Consider the following 13,414-nt stretch of genomic DNA (forward strand, 5'->3'; position numbering starts at 1 on the left):
CCCCCTGAACATCTACCACTGGGACACGACCAGCAGGCTAGGCACAAAAATAAACACAAGCAACATTAGTAGGTAGACAAACAAATAAGGCAAGACTGCTAACGCAACAGGCTCTACTTTTTGTTTGGCTATATTGGCCCCAATAAAGAGGTTCAAACCCACTGGAGGCGTAAACTGCCCTACTGCTAAGGCAATAATCGTGAACACCCCGAAATACAACGGATCAATATTGACCGCTGAAATAATGCTCATTAAAGTAGGCACCAGTAATACCAACGCAGACACGTTATCTAAAAAAGTACCTACGATCAGCAGTAGCACCAACATTAACAACATGATCATAATAGGATCATTAGTAATGCTTACCAGCCACAAAGCGAACTGTTGAGGCACGCGCTCAGCCGTAATCACATAGGCAAATGCATTAGCGCAAGCCATTAAAAACATAATGATGGCCGTGTTGGTAGCCGTGCTTTTAAATGCATTAACTAAACCTTTCCAAGACAAGGTCCGATATACCACCACGCCTAAAAAAAGTCCGTAGAAACATGCAATAGCCGCTGACTCGGTGGCAGTAAATGCCCCTGAGTAAATACCTACAATAATAATGAAAGGCATTAGTAACGCTAGTAAGCTATTACGAATAACCTGACCGGCCTGTGCTTTTTCAATGTCAATTTGCTCTTGGTTTTTTCCTTTACGCATTTTTCGCTTGGCGATCGCATAATTCAATGCCATCAGCGCAAAAGTCAGCATCAGGCCTGGTAAAACACCATTAACAAATAAATCACCAATTGAGACGCCGGAAATCACGCCATAAATCACCATCGTCAAGCTAGGCGGAATAATTAAACCTAAGGCACCGGAAGCTGCTACAACGGCCGCAGCATCTTGCGGCCGATAACCGCGCTTTACCATTGATGGGATCATCACTGAACCTACTGCCGCTGTTGTCGCGGGAGCAGAACCAGAAATAGAGCCAAAAAAAGCGGATGAAGCCGTCGCAACGTTGGCCAGACCACCTGGGTAACGCCCTAGCATTAAGTTAGCCAAGGCTACCAAGCGCTCTGATATCCGGGCCTCGGCCATTAGGCTACCGGCTAACAAAAACAAGGGGATGGCGAGGAAAGAAAAGTTATTCATTCCCTGAAAAATCTTTTGTGCCACGACTAACAAAGGCACATGACTTGCCAGCGCAACCGCTAGCGCAGAAGAGGCCCCCAACGCTACCGCAACCGGCACACCAATCAGCAAAAAGCCGACAAAACTCAAACCTAAAATCATTAGCATAGTTATCTCCTAGTGGCGGCCTATTGGTTCTGGTTCAGCTCAGCCAGAGCTTCCTCTTCTGTGCTGCGAACTGACGGATGCAGCAAGCGAGGAATCAAATACAACACCGACAAGGCGCAACCAATGGTGACAAATAACACCACTACGCCTACTGGAATACCTGTAGTGGGAGACACTTGCATCATGGCTCGTTTTGAGAGCAGCCAACTTTGGTAGGACAACATGCCCAAAAATCCCATGGTGACCAAATTGGCCAACACCGTAAGCAGAAGTTGAATAGGACGGGGAAATAAATCGACGAAAAATGTGACAGCGATATGCTCGTTACGTCGAAACGCAATTGCCGCTCCTAGCATCACCACCAACATGGTTGCAAATACCGACATTTCTTGCGTCCAGCCGATGGGGTCGTTCATCACATAGCGGTAAAAGATCTGGACTAATACCAAGACCATCACCACAGCGACGGCAACTGTCGCCACCCATTCCAAAAACTTATTCACTAGTTGTAAAGCCCGCATACGGCCTCCTTCGAAGAGTAAACTGACCGCCTCATTCAGGCGGTCAGTTCGCAAGCATTAAGACGCCAATTGTTCTTCAATTTGGCGAATCAAATCAGCATTCATTTTCTTAGCTGCCTTCTCATACACAGGCTGTACTTTTTCGCGGAATGGCGCTTTCTCAATATCATTGATCTTCATACCACGACGCTCTAACTCGGCCCACTGTTCGGCCTCTAAGGCCTCAACCATTTGAACGTGACGAGGTCCAAACTCACGCGCCGTTTCAACTAAAACGGTACGCTGATCCTCGGGCAGACGCTCTAACAAATCTTTGTTGATCAACAGCACGGAGCCCATGTGAATATGGCCAGTACGCGATGCAAAAGGCTGAACCTCATTGAAATTTTGCGTCACAATGTGCGCGGGAGGATTCTCTTGACCATCAACAGTGCGCAACTGTAGCGCTGAGTACAACTCACCAAAGGACAATACCGTAGGACCAGCACCCAATGCCTTGAATGTATCAACGAACACCTCACCCTCAGGGACTCGAATCGTCAATCCATTCAAGTCTTCTGGCTTGGTAATAGGATGCTTAGAATTGGTTACGTGACGTAAACCGTTTTCCCACCAACCAATCACCACGGCGCCTTGGGACTCAACCTGTTTTGCCAACTGATCCCCTACTGGCCCCTCTACTACTTTGCTGTACTCTTCACCCGAGTTAATCAAAAATGGCAAATTCAAAATTCCCATATCAGGGAACCAGTTCGACAACACGGTGTCGGATGACAACACCATGTCGTGTGTACCAATCATTACCCCTTCAGTAGATTCCAACTGATTGCCCAATTGATCTGAAGGAAATACAGCAATCGTAATCTCACCGTTGGTACGCTTGGCCACTTCTTTTGCAAAATCTTCGCTAATTTGCTGATAGTGATGATTGGGAGCACCTGTGTGCCCCATACGCAATTCCAACGCATGAGCCGACAAAGCACATGTCAACGCAGACAATGTGAACGCTGCTTTTTTAATCAAATTAAATTGTTTCATGCTGTCTCCAAAACAGTCGCATCAAAAACCCCCGCCTGACAGGCGAGCATACATACTAACTGACATGTTAGATGCCATGCAAGCAATGAGGCAAGTTAGGGTAAACACCAAATCAAGTTAAATAAAACGCAAAAAACCATAACAAACAAGCACTTAGAAAAAAACCAAAGAATCAATTCGATCAACTTTCCACAAGCAACAGGGCAAAAAAAAACCACAAGCACTTTCATGCTTGTGGTTTTCTGTAGTCATTGAGCTTTACTGTACAGTACGCTCAAACGTGAAGTTACCATCTTTCCAATCCACCGGGACCACATCCTTAGGACCGAAACGACCTTCTAGGATCAGTTTTGCCACAGGGTTTTCTATTTCCTGTTGTATCGCTCGTTTTAAAGGACGAGCACCAAATACCGGATCAAAACCTGCTTTAGCTAATTGCATCAAGGCAGTTTCACTCACCTCTAAGTGCATTTCGCGCTGTGCTAGACGCTGATTGAGACGTTCTAACTGAATACGTGCTATCGAGGCAATGTGCTCAGCTTGTAAACCGTGAAAGACGACAACCTCATCAATACGGTTTAAAAACTCGGGCCTAAAGTGTTGCTTCACCTCTTCCCAAACTACTTCTTTCACCACCTCGTAGGGCTCACCAGTAAGATTCTGTATGTGTTGAGAACCTAGATTGGACGTCATAATAATGACAGTATTACGGAAATCTACCGTTCTACCCTGCCCATCCGTCAAACGACCATCATCAAGCACCTGCAACAACACGTTAAACACATCAGGATGCGCTTTTTCCACCTCATCAAGCAATATCACGCTATACGGCTTACGTCGTACGGCTTCGGTCAGGTAGCCCCCCTCTTCATACCCTACGTATCCCGGAGGGGCACCAATCAAGCGAGCTACAGAGTGTTTCTCCATGAACTCACTCATGTCGATGCGCACCAGATGCTCATCAGAGTCAAACAAGAAGTTCGCCAACGCCTTGGTGAGCTCTGTTTTACCTACACCCGTAGGCCCCAAGAACAAAAACGAACCGTAAGGGCGTGCCGGATCGGATAGCCCCGCTCTAGAGCGACGAATAGCATCGGCTACTAAGCTGACCGCTTCGCTTTGCCCGACTACTCGCTGATGCAGAAAGTCCTCCATACGAAGTAATTTCTCGCGTTCGCCTTGCATCATTTTAGACACCGGAATACCCGTTGCGCGAGAAACCACTTCAGCTATTTCTTCCGCACCTACCTCTGTGCGCAATAACCGCGGTTGATCGTGATCCGCTTCTTGCAACGCTTTCTCTGCTGTCGCTAAACGCTCTTCTAGTTCAGGTAATTTACCGTATTGCAGCTCCGCCAACTTATCAAACTGACCTTTGCGCTGCAACTCTGCCATCTCAGCACGCACTTGATCAATCTCTTCCTTGATCGTTTGAGATCCATGTACCGCGGCTTTCTCAGCTTTCCACACTTCCTCATAATCATTGTATTCGCGCTGTAAACTCTCCAACTCGTCTTCAATGCTTTTAAGTCTGCGTTGCGATGCCTCGTCCGTATCCTTATTAACGGCCTCCCGCTCAATTTTCAATTGTATGATGCGACGATCCAGCTTATCCATGACCTCGGGCTTGGAGTCGATTTCCATACGTATGCGGGCTGCTGCCTCATCAATCAGGTCAATAGCTTTGTCCGGTAAAAACCTATCCGTGATATAGCGCTGCGATAACTCTGCCGCCGCCACAATTGCCGGGTCTGTAATGGCCACCCCATGATGCAACTCATAACGCTCTTGCAAGCCACGCAATATCGCAATCGTCGACTCTATATCAGGCTCATTGACCAACACTTTCTGAAATCTACGCTCAAGTGCCGCATCCTTTTCTATGTACTGACGGTACTCATTTAAAGTGGTAGCGCCAATACAGTGCAGCTCACCACGCGACAAAGCGGGCTTAAGCATATTGCCTGCATCCATAGCCCCTTCCGCCTTACCTGCGCCGACCATAGTATGCAATTCATCAATGAAAACGATTGTTTTACCGTCGTCCTGAGACAGCTCTTTCAGCACGGCCTTCAGACGCTCTTCAAACTCCCCCCTATACTTAGCCCCAGCCAACAACGCGGCCAAGTCCAACACCAAAACACGCTTACCTTTCAGGGTTTCGGGCACTTCATTATTCACAATACGTTGCGCCAAGCCTTCCACAATAGCTGTCTTACCAACGCCTGGCTCACCGATCAACACGGGATTGTTTTTGGTACGGCGCTGCAATATTTGAATCGTGCGCCGTATTTCATCGTCGCGTCCGATCACTGGATCAAGCTTACCTTGACGCGCACGCTCTGTAAGGTCTGTTGTATATTTACTAAGAGCCTCGCGATTAGACTCGCCCTCAGCGTCTTGGACACTGGCTCCCCCGCGCACTGCATCGATCGCAGCCTCTAAAGCTTTACGCTCTAAACCAGCCGAACGCAACGCTCGCCCTAGCTCACCTTTGTCATCGGCCAGCGCCAATAAAAATAATTCGCTGGCAATGTAAGTGTCGCCGCGGGCGGCTGCCTCTTTGTCTGTTTGTGCTAATGCCCGCTGTAAGTCTCGGCCAATTTGCTGCTGCCCGGTGGACTCTTGTACTTTGGGCAAACTCTGCACCAGTCGGGTCAACTCTGTATCTAGACGAGGAATTGCCACTCCTGCACGAGCCAGTAAACTACTAGTGCCCGAGTTGCTATCCGCTAAAAGCGCGATCAGCACATGGACAGGCTCAATATAAGGGTTATCTTCTCGTACCGCTAAGCTCTGCGCATCAGCTAGAGCCTGCTGGAATTTGGTCGTTAATTTATCAATACGCATAGATTGTTCACTAATCAGTAGCGCAACCCCTGCCCTTAAAAACCACATTGATTTGGAGCTAAGGTCGCAAAATTTTGGGATAAGCTAAATATGAGGACAAATGCTTATATATCAAGTGAATGTTGATAAAAACTTATACTCAAACCACGACACAGGTGTTTCGTTACAGCTAATCTAACTTACGTGCAAGGCCAAACCTAGTATTCCTACCCTTTATTCCACTTTGAGGCTAACAGTTTCACAATAAAAAGCTACAATTGAGCTTGATTTACCGCAAATCTAATTCTCTTTGGCCCAAAAAGCTCTATGCAAAAGCGTATTTCTGTTACCTCCGATTCCATTCGATGCTCAAGTTGCATGCTAAACGAAGTGTGTCTACCTTTAGGCATGCCGCGTTACGAGATGGAGCGACTGGACGAGCTCGTCAAAGAACGCATCCGCATTCCAAAGGGTTCGGTCCTGTACAAGCCCGAAGACTCAGTAGAAGGCATTTATGGTCTGCGTTCAGGCTCGCTAAAAACCCAGCTCGAAGATGCCAAGGGGCATATCCACATCACTGGCTTTTTGCTCCCTGGTGAAATTTTAGGTATGGATAGCCTGCACGATGACGTTCATCGATCCCACGCCATTGCCCTTGAGGACAGTGAGGTTTGTGTAATTAGTCTGGATGACATGGACCGCCTGTCTAAACACTTGCCCATACTGCAACAGCAGTTTCGACGTTTGATGAGCAAAGAAATCAACCGCGCTCATCATCTGATGCTAACTTTGGCTGGCTTACGCTCCGAGCAGCGCTTGGCCGCTTTCTTGCTTAACTTATCACAACGTCTCTCTCTACTGGGCTACTCGCCCTACGAGTTCATCCTACGTATGAGCCGAGAAGAAATAGGTAATTTTTTAGGCTTAACCTTAGAAACTATCAGCCGCTTGTTTTCACGCTTTGCACGTGAAGGGCTATTAAAAATATCCCAACGAGAAGTGCATTTGCTTGATCTGAATGGGCTACATATTCTGGCTGGAACAGACTGCAATGCTTAAACGGCTTCACTAAGGGTTAGTGGATCACGTGCTTTGTAATTAAGGCCATCCGTTTGCGCTTAGTCTAGGCTGTCCGCGGGCTCTTTTAGAGCCTGTTGCCCGGGATACATAAATAAGCTCAAAGCGCTAGAAACAGCGGCCATCAACCACAATAGCAAAAACACAAGCGTATACACGGTATTACGGTCGGCACGTAGATGCCCCAAGATAACTATATCTAGGGGGTCTACTAGGGCAAAGACGACACCACTACAAGCCGCGGCGGCCAAAAATGAGGGCCACAATATCCACATCAAGATCCGTGACTTCATACGCGCTCCATGAGTCGTTACACGATAAACATTAACGCTGCTCGGTGTAGGGCTGCGCAGGCTTAGAAACCACTAAACCCTGCTTAACGCCACCATCGTTTATCGCTTGGTCACTAAAGTGAGCAAAAGCTAAGTAAATGGTAATTGCACAACCAATGATAGCCACTGCTGGCCCAACCATCAGGAGCCAAGGCCATGGCTCGCGCCACCAGGGTTGAGTATCTGTTGCAGGTGCACTCATACTACTTCCTTTATGCTGTTATTGTGGAACATAAAAACTAGTTGATTCAGTCACCACCGTTTCACGACCATTCTCATGGTGACTAACCGCTTCTATGGCGATGTTATAGAGACCTGGCTTTGCTTCCTGTATAGGCAAACGGGCCACAACGGCCACCAGTCGATTGGCGGCAGGCTCTACGTATACTTGATCACTACGCCCCTCGGCTGTTTGTAATGTCAACCCAGACAGCCCTGCCGCTGATAAGCTTACATTCATACCAGTTTCAGAAGTATTAATAAGCTGTAATTGATAGACATTTTCATAAAAACCTCCCGGGACTTCACGGCCTAGGGCACCACGATCACGCATAATATCCATACGCATAGGTACACGAGTACCTAAAGAATATACAAACGCGCCAAATATCACCGTTAATATCAAAATATAAGATAACACTCTAGGCCGCAACATTCGTTTGCGCACCTGAGCTTGGGTCAAACGCTCCGTAATGGCTCGCCCAGACGTGTAGCGAATGAGGCCTGGCTCATAGGACATTTTATCCATCACCTGATTACAGGCGTCCACACAAGCGCCACACCCTATGCACATATACTGCAACCCGTCTCGTATATCGATGCCGGTAGGGCATACCTGGACACAGAGGCTACAGTCAACGCAATCGCCCATACCCGCACTTTTGTGATCTATTTTGCGTGAGCGTCCACCGCGAGGATCTCCTCGCACATGATCATACGTAACGACAAAGGTATCGTTATCCACCATAACGCTTTGAAAGCGAGCATAAGGACACATGTATTTACATACGGCCTCGCGCATGAAACCGGCGTTCCCCCAGGTAGCGAACGCATAGAACAGCAACCAGAACCATTGCCACGGACCTAGACTAAGTGACAATAGATCGCCCCCTAACTCACGGATGGGAGCAAAGTAGCCAATAAAGGTGTAGCCAGTCCAGAAGGCAATTACCACCCACGCTAAATGTTTTAATGCTTTTATTCTTATTTTTCTAATAGTCCAGGGTTGCTCGTCAAGACGGATACGAGCTAAGCGATCGCCCTCGATCTTGCGCTCGACCCACATAAAAATTTCAGTGTAAACGGTCTGCGGACAGGCATATCCGCAAAATAAACGCCCTGCCATTGCGGTAAATAAAAACAAGGAAAAGGCAGACAACAATAACAAGACAGTTAAGTAAATGACGTCTTGCGGCCACAATATCATGCCAAACAAATAAAATTTACGGGCTGCCAAGTCAAAGAGTACAGCCTGCCGGCCATGCCATTCTATCCACGGTAGCCCGTAAAAAATAATCTGAGTAGCCAAAACCAACCATACACGCCAGCGTGCAAATACCCCTGTCACCGACCTAGGATAAATTTTTTGACGCACATCAACCAAAGCTTTTTCAACCTGAGGTGATGTCCCTCCCTGAGCATTTTTCCTGCGTGGCGGCTGCCACGTAGGGACTTGCTCGGCAGCAGATGGCTCTGTATTGGAGGGGTTTGGGCTACTCATATATTTCCTATCAAAAACATACTAACAAACTACATTTACTGAGGCTTATTAGATAAGCCCCATACCCAGCCCGCCAGCAAACGAATCTGCTCTGGTGTGAGAACTTTCTCTTGCGCAGGCATATGACCTTGTCGTCCTTGCGTAACGGCATGAACAATGGCTGCATTGGAACTGCCATAGAGCCAGTAGTCATCTGTTAAGTCAGGGGCGCCTAACAACACATTACCCTTGCCTTCTGCACCATGACAGGCAAAGCAAGCACTATCGAAAACACGTTTACCCGGCACAACCCGTAATGGGTCATGAGCCAAGCCCGCTATAGAGCGTACATACTCTGCTACATCAGCCGCCTCTGCCGCGGTGAACTGACTTTGCGGCGGCATCATACCGTCACGCCCTTTGGTAATCGTGGTCAAAATTTGCTCGGGGTCGCCACCCCAAGACCAAGCCTTATTAGCCAAGTTAGGAAAACCTACAGCTCCTTGAGCATCGGAACCATGACACTGTGCACAGTTATTCAAAAACAAACGTTGACCAATATCACGGGCTTGTTCGTCCGCGGCTATCTCTTCGATTGGCATATTGCCATAACGAGCATAAACAGGCGCCAGACGTTCATTGATGAGCTCTTGCTGCTCTTGTACTTGTTTAGCAGCGGTAAAACCCAAGGTGCCCTTCCAGTTACCCAAGCCCGGGTACAGCACCAAGTAGCCTACCGCCACCACACATAGCAGCAAATACATAACTGTCCACCAACGAGGCACCGGATTGTTTAATTCGGTCAGATCACCATCCCAAACATGACCCGTATCCTCTGTTATTGCTACATCTTTTTTTAGCCATGCCCGCTGCGTATACAACAGCCACAAGCAAAAAACGATACCTAAAATGGCGATAGAGGCTACCCATACACCCCAACCGCTGTTAAAAAAATCATTCATTGGAACCCCCTAGGTGTTTCTCTGAATCACCTTCATCAGGCAAATCAAAAGGCAGGCGTGATGCTTCTTCATTGGCTTGTTTACGACCGCGCGAAAATGCCCACCAACAAATGCCGAAAAAAGTGATCATTGCCAACGTAGTCACGATGGCATTTAGAATGCCTATCATGATTAGTAGCCTCCTCGCTGCACAGCCTCAGCGGCAGCATCGCGACCGGGAACACCTAAGCCCTGTAAATAAGCAATCAGTGCATCCTCTTCAGTTTTACCTACCAACGCCTCAGGAGCTTTCGCAATTTGCTCGTCGGTATAGGGTACCCCTATATAACGCAAGGCCTTCATACGTTCTTGCACGTTATCCCCTTCTACCGAGTTATGTTGCAACCAAGGATAAGACGGCATATTAGAGTCTTTCACGAGATCGCGAGGATTGCGCAGATGCAAGCGATGCCACTCATCCGAGTAACGCCCGCCTACACGAGCCAAGTCTGGGCCGGTACGCTTAGAGCCCCATAAGAACGGGTGGTCGTATACCGACTCGCCCGCCAAGGAGTAAGGGCCATAGCGCTGAACCTCGGACTGCAACATACGTACCTGCTGAGAGTGGCAACCTACACAGCCCTCGCGGATATAGATATCGCGACCAATTAGATTGAGCGACTCGTAAGGCTTAATACCCGGTGCAGGCGTAGTCGTGGAGTGCTGAAAAAAGAGTGGCACAATTTGAACCAATCCGGCAAAAGCGACTACCAAAATGCTGCAGACAATCAGCAAACCAATGTTTTTTTCCAATGTAGCGTGAGAAAAACGCTTGTTTTCATTAGCCATGTCAATAGTCCTTAAGCGATGACTTCGGTAGGGCCAACCAAAGCTGGGTCCCGCGCGTCAGGGTTTTTCAATGGCACAACGGGATTTACTTTGGGCTGCCCTTTCACCGTCAGCCAAGTATTCCAAGCCATCACCAACACACCTACTAGGAACATGAATCCGCCCAAAGCACGAATCATATAGAACGGATAGGTGGCTTTAACGCTCTCTACAAAGCTATATGTGAGCACGCCATCTGCACCAGTAGCACGCCACATTAAACCTTGCATAACGCCGGCAATCCACATCGCTGCGATATACAGCACCACACCCAACGTGGCTAACCAGAAGTGCAGCTCGATGAGACCTGGCTTAGCCATAGATACACGTCCATATAAACGCGGAATCATGTAGTACAAGGAGCCAAATGTGATCATGGCTACCCAGCCCAAGGCACCTGAGTGAACATGACCAATTGTCCAGTCAGTGTAATGAGACAGGGCATTCACAGTGCGGATAGACATCATAGAGCCTTCGAAGGTAGACATACCATAGAAGGACAGCGAGACCACAAGGAACTTGAGAATGGAATCCGTACGCAGCTTATGCCAAGCACCGGACAAGGTCATGATGCCGTTGATCATGCCACCCCAAGAAGGTGCTAATAAAATCAAGGAGAAAGCCATACCCAAAGACTGAGTCCAGTCAGGTAAGGAGGTATACAACAAGTGATGGGGGCCTGCCCACATATACGTAAAAGCCAACGCCCAAAAGTGTACGATTGACAGGCGGTACGAATAAATAGGGCGATTAGCCTGCTTAGGCACAAAATAATACATCATGCCCAAAAAGCTGGTGGTCAGAAAGAAACCCACAGCATTGTGACCATACCACCACTGCACCATGGCATCTTGAACTCCAGAGTAAATGGAGTAAGATTTCCACATGCTGACAGGTATTTCCAGATTATTGAAAATATGCAGCATGGCGATGGTTAGAATATACGAACCAAAAAACCAGTTCGCCACATAGATATGACGTACACGCCGCTTAACAATAGTGCCAAAAAACACCACTGCATAAGCCACCCATACTAAGGTAATAAGGATGTCTATAGGCCACTCAAGCTCGGCGTATTCTTTGGTACTGGTATACCCCAGCGGCAAAGTGATCACTGCACCTACCAAAACAGCCTGCCACCCCCAAAAGGTGAAAGCTGCGAGCTTGTCGCAGAACAAACGTGCCTGACAGGTCCGTTGAACCACATAATAAGACGTAGCGAACAATGCGCTACCACCAAACGCAAAAATGACCCCGTTGGTGTGCAAAGGACGTAAACGTCCGTATGTTAACCAAGGAATATCAAAATTGAGCGCTGGCCAGATCAATTGCAAGGCGATCAGTACGCCGACTGCCATGCCTACTACGCCCCACACCACGGTCATGATGGCAAATTGCCGAACCACGCCATAGTTGAAGACTTCAGCCTGATTTCCGACGGTCTCGGAAGTGACCATGAGCTTCCCCTATACTTACATTATTAATACAAGCGACTACGAACCACATCATCTCGTAACTGCAGGGCTAGGCCCTTGATTTGAATCAATCTTTATTACAGTTGAAAGATGCGCACTCTTGTCTACATTTGCGCTGTCGCCTTACACAAATTAAAGAATGCAAAAAAAACTTACTTATTCGCTAAATTTTTACTTGCTGCTTCATTCTCGGTGTCGTTGTCTGCCAAAATGGATTCTGCGGCAGCTTGGCTGTCGTCAAACTGACCCGCAAAAATTGCCCACCAAAACGCTACTCCGATGACGATCACAAACAACACAGAGATCGGTATTAGTACAAATAGAGACTCAAGCATCAAGACACCTGTTGACTGGCCGCTTTGCCCCATAAGCGAGCTCGACGCTTTCCTACCCGCTCACGATAAACGCGTAAGGAGTTGTACGCCACTGCCAATGAGGACACTAGCATGCTGACTGCAGCCAACCATGGTGCAACGATTCCTACCGCTGCCAAGGGTGTCATCAGCAAATGCCAAGCTATAGAACCAAATAAGTTTTGACGTGCAATCGTACCAGTGCGTTGAGTAAGCTTAAGCACTTCGTAATCGTTTTGAGCAGGCTTGGCAGCTAAACCTGCATTGGCGGAGGCAACAGCACTGGGCACAGACATAGACATGGCACAGGGGCAGCTCATGACCAGCATTGCCACGACCACCGGCACCACTTGCGCTGTATCGATGAAATACCATACCAACCCGAACACAACAGCAAGCAACAACTGGATAACCACAAACCAAAAGGCCAGTTTATTTGCTTTATAGCTGACGTTTACCCGGAACTGTTCTATCAATGCATGTGATTGCCCATGCTCTACCGATTGGCGAGCGGCCAGCTCAAGGTAGCGGGCGGTCAGCAAGAAAGCGACAAACATAGTGACCGAATCAAAATACACTTCGCCTTGACCTGTCCAGGTATTAATAGCACTAGGGATAAAAGCACCCACGATTCCTAAAGCCACAGGCACATTCATACCTATATGCCTATTTGTTAGGTCGTGGTAAGCCGCATGCAGCATAGGCCATGCGCAGTAAGTAATAACTGGAACAGTTAATATTAGCCCCGCCCAATTCATAAGAAAAATGGCGTCAAGCAATGACTGTAGGTTTTCGGGAGAGGAGCTAAGGGAACGCATATACCCTGGGAAGGCAAACATCATGACCTGCATAGCAGCCAGCCACGCTAACCCAAGCCGAGCAAGTGTGTGTCTGCGATGACGTCGCTCAGTTTCGGTGAGTGCCTTAGGAGTAGAGAAAATCGAGTATGCGCGCATAGTGAGACTATAGTT

Annotated in this window: 14 protein-coding genes; 1 reads left to right on the forward strand and 13 read right to left on the reverse strand. The window is 47.9% G+C overall.

Annotated elements, in window-relative coordinates; genetic code table 11:
- Positions 1-12: 12 nt before the first annotated feature.
- The 4 genes from OSH01_RS15395 to clpB all read right to left on the reverse strand — a co-directional run bounded on the left by OSH01_RS15395 (position 13) and on the right by clpB (position 5,699).
- A complete protein-coding gene (locus OSH01_RS15395) occupies positions 13-1,290 on the reverse strand; it encodes a TRAP transporter large permease (RefSeq protein ID WP_266125013.1) in 1,278 nt (425 codons plus the stop codon).
- A gap of 20 nt (positions 1,291-1,310) precedes the next feature.
- Complete coding sequence (locus OSH01_RS15400) at positions 1,311-1,811, reverse strand: TRAP transporter small permease (protein ID WP_266125014.1); 501 nt, start codon at positions 1,809-1,811, stop codon at positions 1,311-1,313.
- A gap of 57 nt (positions 1,812-1,868) precedes the next feature.
- Positions 1,869-2,849 carry a TRAP transporter substrate-binding protein gene (locus OSH01_RS15405; protein WP_266125015.1) on the reverse strand — a complete coding sequence of 327 codons (981 nt, stop codon included), beginning with the start codon at positions 2,847-2,849 and terminating at the stop codon, positions 1,869-1,871.
- Positions 2,850-3,107: 258 nt separating this feature from the next.
- Positions 3,108-5,699, reverse strand: a complete 2,592-nt coding sequence (gene clpB, locus OSH01_RS15410) for an ATP-dependent chaperone ClpB (RefSeq protein ID WP_266125016.1) — start codon at positions 5,697-5,699, stop codon at positions 3,108-3,110.
- A 306-nt stretch (positions 5,700-6,005) separates the two neighbouring features.
- On the opposite strand from clpB, the gene OSH01_RS15415 reads away from it, so the two are divergent.
- Positions 6,006-6,737, forward strand: a complete 732-nt coding sequence (locus OSH01_RS15415) for a helix-turn-helix domain-containing protein (RefSeq protein ID WP_266125017.1) — start codon at positions 6,006-6,008, stop codon at positions 6,735-6,737.
- 59 nt (positions 6,738-6,796) lie between these two features.
- Here the strand turns inward: OSH01_RS15415 and OSH01_RS15420 are convergent, their stop codons facing one another.
- The 9 genes from OSH01_RS15420 to OSH01_RS15460 form a co-directional block, all read right to left on the reverse strand.
- The gene (locus OSH01_RS15420; RefSeq protein ID WP_266125018.1) at positions 6,797-7,048 is read right to left on the reverse strand and encodes a hypothetical protein; all 252 of its coding nucleotides are present in this window, start codon (positions 7,046-7,048) and stop codon (positions 6,797-6,799) included.
- A 31-nt stretch (positions 7,049-7,079) separates the two neighbouring features.
- Entirely contained in the window at positions 7,080-7,289 is a 210-nt protein-coding gene (locus OSH01_RS15425; RefSeq protein WP_266125019.1) for a FixH family protein, read from the reverse strand.
- 18 nt (positions 7,290-7,307) lie between these two features.
- Complete coding sequence (ccoG, locus tag OSH01_RS15430) at positions 7,308-8,807, reverse strand: cytochrome c oxidase accessory protein CcoG (protein ID WP_266125020.1); 1,500 nt, start codon at positions 8,805-8,807, stop codon at positions 7,308-7,310.
- 35 nt (positions 8,808-8,842) lie between these two features.
- Entirely contained in the window at positions 8,843-9,748 is a 906-nt protein-coding gene (gene ccoP, locus OSH01_RS15435; RefSeq protein ID WP_266125021.1) for a cytochrome-c oxidase, cbb3-type subunit III, read from the reverse strand.
- Complete coding sequence (locus tag OSH01_RS15440; RefSeq protein WP_266125022.1) at positions 9,741-9,917, reverse strand: cbb3-type cytochrome oxidase subunit 3; 177 nt, start codon at positions 9,915-9,917, stop codon at positions 9,741-9,743. Before OSH01_RS15440 ends, ccoP begins: the two co-directional genes overlap by 8 nt.
- Positions 9,918-9,919: 2 nt before the next feature.
- Entirely contained in the window at positions 9,920-10,576 is a 657-nt protein-coding gene (gene ccoO, locus OSH01_RS15445) for a cytochrome-c oxidase, cbb3-type subunit II (protein ID WP_266125023.1), read from the reverse strand.
- Positions 10,577-10,587: 11 nt separating this feature from the next.
- Positions 10,588-12,072, reverse strand: a complete 1,485-nt coding sequence (ccoN, locus tag OSH01_RS15450) for a cytochrome-c oxidase, cbb3-type subunit I (protein ID WP_266125024.1) — start codon at positions 12,070-12,072, stop codon at positions 10,588-10,590.
- A 170-nt stretch (positions 12,073-12,242) separates the two neighbouring features.
- Positions 12,243-12,425, reverse strand: a complete 183-nt coding sequence (ccoS, locus tag OSH01_RS15455) for a cbb3-type cytochrome oxidase assembly protein CcoS (RefSeq protein ID WP_266125025.1) — start codon at positions 12,423-12,425, stop codon at positions 12,243-12,245.
- Positions 12,425-13,399, reverse strand: a complete 975-nt coding sequence (locus OSH01_RS15460; protein ID WP_266125033.1) for a P-type ATPase — start codon at positions 13,397-13,399, stop codon at positions 12,425-12,427. Before OSH01_RS15460 ends, ccoS begins: the two co-directional genes overlap by 1 nt.
- Positions 13,400-13,414: the final 15 nt, after the last annotated feature.

This window comes from Alcaligenes endophyticus (genome assembly GCF_026344035.1).
GTDB classification, from domain to species: Bacteria; Pseudomonadota; Gammaproteobacteria; order Burkholderiales; family Burkholderiaceae_B; genus Alcaligenes; species Alcaligenes endophyticus.

Excerpts from the sequence above, each read along its gene's own strand:
- OSH01_RS15395 (WP_266125013.1), bottom strand. The coding sequence starts at position 1,290 with ATGCTAATGATTTTAGGTTTGAGTTTTGTCGGCTTTTTGCTGATTGGT.
- OSH01_RS15400 (WP_266125014.1), bottom strand. The coding sequence starts at position 1,811 with ATGCGGGCTTTACAACTAGTGAATAAGTTTTTGGAATGGGTGGCGACA.
- OSH01_RS15405 (WP_266125015.1), bottom strand. The coding sequence starts at position 2,849 with ATGAAACAATTTAATTTGATTAAAAAAGCAGCGTTCACATTGTCTGCG.
- clpB (WP_266125016.1), bottom strand. The coding sequence starts at position 5,699 with ATGCGTATTGATAAATTAACGACCAAATTCCAGCAGGCTCTAGCTGAT.
- OSH01_RS15415 (WP_266125017.1), top strand. The coding sequence starts at position 6,006 with ATGCAAAAGCGTATTTCTGTTACCTCCGATTCCATTCGATGCTCAAGT.
- OSH01_RS15420 (WP_266125018.1), bottom strand. The coding sequence starts at position 7,048 with ATGAAGTCACGGATCTTGATGTGGATATTGTGGCCCTCATTTTTGGCC.
- OSH01_RS15425 (WP_266125019.1), bottom strand. The coding sequence starts at position 7,289 with ATGAGTGCACCTGCAACAGATACTCAACCCTGGTGGCGCGAGCCATGG.
- ccoG (WP_266125020.1), bottom strand. The coding sequence starts at position 8,807 with ATGAGTAGCCCAAACCCCTCCAATACAGAGCCATCTGCTGCCGAGCAA.
- ccoP (WP_266125021.1), bottom strand. The coding sequence starts at position 9,748 with ATGAATGATTTTTTTAACAGCGGTTGGGGTGTATGGGTAGCCTCTATC.
- OSH01_RS15440 (WP_266125022.1), bottom strand. The coding sequence starts at position 9,917 with ATGATAGGCATTCTAAATGCCATCGTGACTACGTTGGCAATGATCACT.
- ccoO (WP_266125023.1), bottom strand. The coding sequence starts at position 10,576 with ATGGCTAATGAAAACAAGCGTTTTTCTCACGCTACATTGGAAAAAAAC.
- ccoN (WP_266125024.1), bottom strand. The coding sequence starts at position 12,072 with ATGGTCACTTCCGAGACCGTCGGAAATCAGGCTGAAGTCTTCAACTAT.
- ccoS (WP_266125025.1), bottom strand. The coding sequence starts at position 12,425 with ATGCTTGAGTCTCTATTTGTACTAATACCGATCTCTGTGTTGTTTGTG.
- OSH01_RS15460 (WP_266125033.1), bottom strand. The coding sequence starts at position 13,399 with ATGCGCGCATACTCGATTTTCTCTACTCCTAAGGCACTCACCGAAACT.